Below are 6,196 nucleotides of genomic sequence, written 5' to 3' on the forward strand. Positions count from 1 at the left end.
TCTCTACTGTTCGGTAAGTTACAGTAGTACAAAATCCTCTCAATTCACATTCAGCACAAGCTATCCCTTCAAACCTTGTCTTCCTATCTTTACGAGGTTTCTTACCCAACCTCTTCATTCGCTTTCCCTGTGTGTTGTGTGTTGTGTAATCTTTAACAATCTTTCTGTCTAATTTATTAAAAAATTTAAGAATTATTTTGGACAAATCCGGGGAAAGGTGCTAAAATAGAGATTACAAAAATTTACAAGGATTATTTAATCCCTATAAACACCTCCCCGGAGATTGACGATGCAAATTCCATTTTTTATCCAGGATATCGATGCTTATATTGGCCAGGTAAAGAAAGATTCTTTCCCTTTCCTTCTTACTCTGACCAATGTCCAATCTGTCACGGCATAAATTGTGCTGTCCGCATCGGTTTTTATTACCGAAAATGCCTCGTCATTGACTTTAAAACCTATCTCAACTTGCCTATTGCACGCTACCTCTGCCGCAAAAAAGGGCATCTACAACATCCACATAAAACCTTCTCCCTCCTGCCAGCCCAATTAATCCCTTACCGTAAGCATGATTTAGACTTAGTCGTTGAAACACTTCACTGCCAACATCAGCAAAACCTCTCCCCGGCTCAAACTATTGAAGCTATTAGCTCAAAAGGACAAAATGACATCATTGACCTCTCTTATCAACAACTCCATCGCTTTAATCAAATCTTTCACCTTGCCTGGGATAAACTTATGACTAACTCGGACCTTAAACCTCTCCTCCTACAAAATTTATCCTCTCCTAACCCCATTATTTGCCTGCTTGTTCTCATCCAGCATTATCAGCCTTCTCCCTCATCTCTCCAACTACTTACTTCCCTCCCGGTCAAACTCAGCCTCGATTTCTTTTTCTCTTATCAACATGACCATCTTCCCCTTCGTCACTTCCTCTTTGGTACTCCTTCCCAAAAACGCCTCTACTCCTCTGATGCTTGAAACTACACCGCATAAGACTTCTATCTGCTAAATACCCTTTATCTCCACCATACACCCCCATTGTGCCCTCACTCTGCCCTAAACCCCACCTCAATTTCCTCAATAGCCGTTTTTTTACCTTTAATCCTTAATTTGCCTGGATTTTTTAACCCTTATTTTAGCCCATCCCCTCCTCCCTGAAAAAATAATTCATCCATACACACAGGATAACTTGCCTCCTTAACCTAATAATGCTATACTCTCCCCAACAGCTTAATTCCTAAGGAGGTGCCTATTATGGCTATTAAAAATTCTAAATCCCTAAATGAACAGATTGCACTCTTCCGCTATGGTCTCATCTCCCCAGTCATCCATCAAACTGCCTCAAATCAAACTAAATATTTTAAAGACCTGGCTCAAAAATCCTTTACTCCCCCTTCTTCTACTCAAAAACATTTCTCCTGGAAAACATTTAAACACTGGTTAAGACTCTATCGCCTTTTCCGATTTGATGGTCTTAAACCTAAAACCAGAAATGATGCCTCTAAATCAAGAAAAATTACAGACTCCCTCTCCCAAACTATCTCACAACTCCTTGAATCTTACCTCGCTATCTCTGTCAGCGCCTTGTTTCGCCTCATGCTCGACCAGAATTATATCTCCCCAGGCAGAATCTGTGAATCTACTCTCCGTAAATTTATCATCGATAATCAGCTCATTAATCAAACCCCTACTCCTACCCCAAGAAAAAAATTCGAAAAACCTCACATCAATGATCTCTGGATCGCTGATTTCTTGCACGGTCCCCATCTGCTTATCGATGGTAAAAAACAAAAAATCTTCCTCGTCGCTATCATCGACGACCACTCCAGATTGATTGTTGGGGCTAATTGGTCACTCAAGGAAAATACTACTACCCTCGAAATCGTCTTTAAACAAGCCCTCCTTACCTATGGTCTGCCCAAACTCTTCTATTGTGATAATGGTCAGGTATTCTCTTCCCAGCACCTCATCCATTCTAAACCTTATGACTCACCCTCCAGAGGTAAAATAGAACGCTTCTTTAGAACCGTCCGCCAAAACTTCCTTCCACTCTGCTGCCTTGAAAACAAATACTCTCTTTCTGGCTTTAATCAGTTGTTTATTACCTGGCTCGATCAATATCACCGGCGATTCCATCACGGGATCGAAATGCCCCCTCTGGATAAATTCCTTAATGACTCCAAATCTTATCCTGTCCGCAGAATTAACCCCCAGGATATTGACCACATCTTCTATCAAACTATTCACCGCTTAGTCAAAAATGATGCCACTGTCTCTATTAATGGTATCCTCTTTGAAACCCCAGCTAAATATATCGGCTCTATGGTTGAAGTCCGCTATCCCTCTGATCAGCCATTTGACCTTTATATCTATGAAAATGATCAGCCTCAGGTTAAACTCCACAGGCTTAATCAAATAGAAAATAGTAACCTGCCCTTTGGCAGCATTAAATTCTCTCAAGGAGGTAGTCAATCATGATTGAGGTTTATTATGGCCTCTCTGGCCTGCCCTTTGACAAATCTATCAAATCTGACCAGTTGTTTATCTCTGCTTCTGCTAAGGAACTCCTCGCTCGCCTCGATTTTATGAAACAGCATCGCGGGATTATGCTTGTTACAGGTGAGCCAGGTACCGGTAAAACTACTATCTTACGCGCCTTTGTTGACCAACTCTCCCAGCTCTCCTATCTGCCCTTCTATGCCCCTCTTTCTACCCTTAATGTCCTCGACTTCTATCGTCAAATCAATTCTATGCTCGGTGGTGAACCCCTACATCTTAAATCCCGCCTCTTCTCCTCTATCCAGAACTCTATTCAAGACCTCCTCTTGCATAACAAAAAAATCCCGGTTATCATCCTTGATGAAGCACATCTCCTTAAAAATGAAAACTTCTACCAACTCCAGATTATTTCTAACTTCAATATGGACTCTACTGACCCGGCTCTCTTTATCTTAGTGGCTCAATCCCATCTCCGCGATAGGCTCGCTCGCTCTATCCTTAACTCCTTTAATCAGCGTATTCAGCTTAGATATCACCTCATCCCTCTGATGAAGGATGAGATAGAACCTTATATCTCCCACCACCTCTCCATCAAAGGCTGCCCAAAATCCCCCTTCTCTCCCACAGCTGTTGAGGCTATCTTCAAACATACCGCTGGTATCCCTCGTCTCATCGGCTCTTTAGCCCTTAAAACTATGACCGCTGGCATCCAAAACAAGGCTCAAACCTTAACCGAAGAGCATGTCTTTGCTGCCAGTCAGGAAATCTAATGGAGGTGTAATTATGTTGTATGTCGGCGTTAATCTCTCATCAACTTCCTTCCAGGCTGTCCTCCTCTCACACTCCTTTGCTCTCTTAGACCACAGAGACTTCTACCTCAAAGACAACCCTTCTAATTCCCTCTTCCTTAACTGGATTGCTCCCTTTAAACAATACCCTCTTGAACCCTCTATCTTCTTCTTTGATCAACTCCAATTCAATTCCTCTACCTATGCTAATTCCTTCTTCTTCAGCATCAACCCTCCTGACAAAATCTCTCTTATCCCTCACCGAAAGATAGCTGATATCCTCTGCTTTATTAAAGATTGGCTCCTTGCTCAGGATATCCCTACATTCTTTGATCAACCAGAGTATATCCTCGCTTCCTCTATCCGTCTCTTTGACTTAAATCAGGATAATCTCCAACAACCTTAAAAATAACTCATCCCATAACCTTATCTCAGGATCTGTCAGAAACCCATCTCTGGTAGGTCCTCCATCCTTACCTTAATCCCTAAAATAATAAAATAGACCAAAATATTCCTTTAAATATCTCCCTCTCAGGATTATTTAATCCTACTTGCCATCCCTCTTAACCCCATTTCTTAGGCCAATTTATCCCTCAAATTTAAGGGAAATTTATTGACCAAAATTACAATCATTGTCAGTATCCCTGTTTTACCTCTGCCTAATACTTCCCTAATCCCTAACCGCTTAGCTATCTCAACTATAACCTTTAAAGCACCATAGGCTTTGCCTTGCTTCTCAATAAAACCGTTTATCTCCTGGAGTTTTTTAACATCCCCACCTTTAAGGGCAAATTCAATTGCCTCTATCACATGTTCAGGCCATTTGGTGATATTGGCTAAGGTCTGGTGAATAACCTTTTTCCCTTTGCGGATACTTTTTTGAATAAGCACGGTCAGGTATTTCTTATGATTATGCTCCCGATAGATTCTGGACACATACATAATGATTACATTATAGCATATTAATTAAATTTTGTCAAGTATTTTTTTAAAAAAATATAAAAAAATTTATTAATACTCGTATGCACACTTTTAAGGTCTAAAACTTGCCTATCCCCTTGATTATTAAAAGGTTATTACCATTTTATAGTCCCTTTTTGAGAGGAAGTTCCGTTGAAATTTGGAATTTCTATCTAATCTGTCCACTAAAAAATGTGGGTAATGATTAGTCCAAGGGAGGATATCAATTGAGTAGCGACAGAGCATTAGACTATATTTGTAACACGAATTTCAATCTTTATATCCGGGAGGTGGGTCAATTTTCTTTGTCAAAAGTGGGTCAATTTTCGTTTGCCATTAACAAACATTATTTTATCTATGAAACGCAACAATAAAATCACCCAAAAAGTGGAATAAAATAATTCTACCTCAACATTATTTATCCGTAACCGTTGAGCCTTGTCCAGTCTGATGAACAAGGCTGAACGGTTACGAAAACTGATTCCTGAATGCGGACAGCAACTCTTTATACATTAAAAACTTACTGCAAAGTTCCATTGTTTTTTCTCGGACACTTTTAACTACATTTTCTTTTCCAATATTCTGGATAACTTCGGCAATGAATGAGGCTATTTGCCGCATTTGTTCTTCTTTCATTCCTCTTGCAGTTAAAGACGGAGTTCCAAGTCGAATACCACTTGTTACCATTGCACTTTTTGTCTCAAAAGGAATGGTATTTTTATTAACAATGATACCTGCTTGCTCTAAGGCTTTTTCTGCCTGTTGACCTGTAATTCCTTTTGAAGTAAGGTCAATGAGGAGAAGATGGGTATCTGTTCCACCAGAGACAAGGTCAAATCCCAGACTCATTAACTCTTTTGCTAATGTTTTTGCATTTAAGAGAATTTGTTGCTGATACATTTTAAATGCGGGGCTCAATGCCTCTTTAAAACAAACTGCCTTAGCCGCAATGATATGCATTAGTGGTCCTCCCTGAATACCGGGAAAGATAGTTTTATCAATTAAATTCGCATACTCCTTTTTACACATTATCATTCCACCACGAGGGCCTTTCAGGGTTTTATGAGTAGTAGTTGTAACAAAATCACAATCCACAATGGGGTCAGGATGGAGTTTTGCCGCGACTAATCCCGCAATATGAGCAATATCTGCTAAAAGATAAGCACCAATGCTATCAGCAAGGACTCTAAACTTATCAAATTCAATAATTCTCGGATAAGCACTGGCACCACAAACAATCAACTTTGGTTTTTCTTCTTTTGCTATTTTCATAAGTTCATCAAAATCAATGAGTTGAGTTTGTTTGTTGACCTTATAAGCAACCGTGTTGTAGACAATTCCTGAAAAATTTACCTTACTGCCATGAGTTAAATGTCCGCCACAACAAAGGCTCAAACCCATAATTTTATCACCTGGTTTTAACATTGCCATATAAACGGCCATATTTGCCTGTGAACCCGAGTGAGGTTGAACATTGATATGTTCTGCCCCAAAAAGTTCTTTTGCCCTTAATATGGCTAATTCTTCTGCCCGGTCAACAAAACTACACCCACCATAATATCTTCGATAGGGATACCCTTCGGCATATTTGTTGGTCATCAAACAACCCTGAGCCTCAAGCACCGCCTCACTGACCATATTTTCAGAGGCAATCATATTGAGATTATAAACCTCATTTCTCGCCTCCTCGTAAATAAGTTGTGCTATTTCCATGTCAACTTTTTCTAAATTCTCTAATGGTTTCTTCATCGTCTTATTATTATATTTTAATTTATTATGTTTTGTCAAGAAAAAAAGTTTTATACTTCAGTTATTTGGGATGAGAGCGTTGCGTAGAACTTAAGGCTATATTTACGGTGCGTGGCATTGTGTTACCTCATTTCTTGCCATCTTTTTGTTTCTCTTGACATTTTGGAGTCCCAAAAGATAACCCAGAGGGTCATTAA

At 39.7% G+C, this 6,196-nt stretch carries 6 protein-coding genes; 3 read left to right on the plus strand and 3 right to left on the minus strand.

Translation table 11 applies throughout. From position 1 onward, the window contains the following. Window positions 1-468: 468 nt before the first annotated feature. The 3 genes from AB1414_13625 (at window position 469) to AB1414_13635 (ending at window position 3,272) form a co-directional block, all read left to right on the plus strand. Window positions 469-981 carry a hypothetical protein gene (locus tag AB1414_13625; protein ID MEW6608461.1) on the plus strand — a complete coding sequence of 171 codons (513 nt, stop codon included), beginning with the start codon at window positions 469-471 and terminating at the stop codon, window positions 979-981. Between the two features lie 276 nt (window positions 982-1,257). Continuing rightward, window positions 1,258-2,481 (plus strand): DDE-type integrase/transposase/recombinase, encoded by a 1,224-nt coding sequence (locus AB1414_13630; protein ID MEW6608462.1) that lies wholly within the window; start codon window positions 1,258-1,260, stop codon window positions 2,479-2,481. After that, window positions 2,478-3,272: an AAA family ATPase gene (locus AB1414_13635; protein MEW6608463.1), complete on the plus strand. Its 795-nt coding sequence runs from the start codon at window positions 2,478-2,480 to the stop codon at window positions 3,270-3,272. Before AB1414_13630 ends, AB1414_13635 begins: the two co-directional genes overlap by 4 nt. A gap of 85 nt (window positions 3,273-3,357) precedes the next feature. On the opposite strand, the gene AB1414_13640 is transcribed toward AB1414_13635, so the two are convergent. The 3 genes from AB1414_13640 to glyA form a co-directional block, all read right to left on the minus strand. Continuing rightward, window positions 3,358-3,627 carry a hypothetical protein gene (locus AB1414_13640; protein ID MEW6608464.1) on the minus strand — a complete coding sequence of 90 codons (270 nt, stop codon included), beginning with the start codon at window positions 3,625-3,627 and terminating at the stop codon, window positions 3,358-3,360. A gap of 239 nt (window positions 3,628-3,866) precedes the next feature. Beyond that, window positions 3,867-4,232 (minus strand): hypothetical protein, encoded by a 366-nt coding sequence (locus tag AB1414_13645; GenBank protein ID MEW6608465.1) that lies wholly within the window; start codon window positions 4,230-4,232, stop codon window positions 3,867-3,869. 486 nt (window positions 4,233-4,718) lie between these two features. Then, window positions 4,719-5,999 (minus strand): serine hydroxymethyltransferase, encoded by a 1,281-nt coding sequence (gene glyA / locus AB1414_13650; protein ID MEW6608466.1) that lies wholly within the window; start codon window positions 5,997-5,999, stop codon window positions 4,719-4,721. Window positions 6,000-6,196 lie beyond the last annotated feature (197 nt).

Source organism: bacterium, from assembly GCA_040755795.1.
Lineage (GTDB): Bacteria > UBA9089 > CG2-30-40-21 > CG2-30-40-21 > SBAY01 > JBFLXS01.

Excerpts from the sequence above, each read along its gene's own strand:
- AB1414_13630 (MEW6608462.1), top strand. The coding sequence starts at position 1,258 with ATGGCTATTAAAAATTCTAAATCCCTAAATGAACAGATTGCACTCTTC.
- AB1414_13635 (MEW6608463.1), top strand. The coding sequence starts at position 2,478 with ATGATTGAGGTTTATTATGGCCTCTCTGGCCTGCCCTTTGACAAATCT.
- AB1414_13645 (MEW6608465.1), bottom strand. The coding sequence starts at position 4,232 with ATGTATGTGTCCAGAATCTATCGGGAGCATAATCATAAGAAATACCTG.
- glyA (MEW6608466.1), bottom strand. The coding sequence starts at position 5,999 with ATGAAGAAACCATTAGAGAATTTAGAAAAAGTTGACATGGAAATAGCA.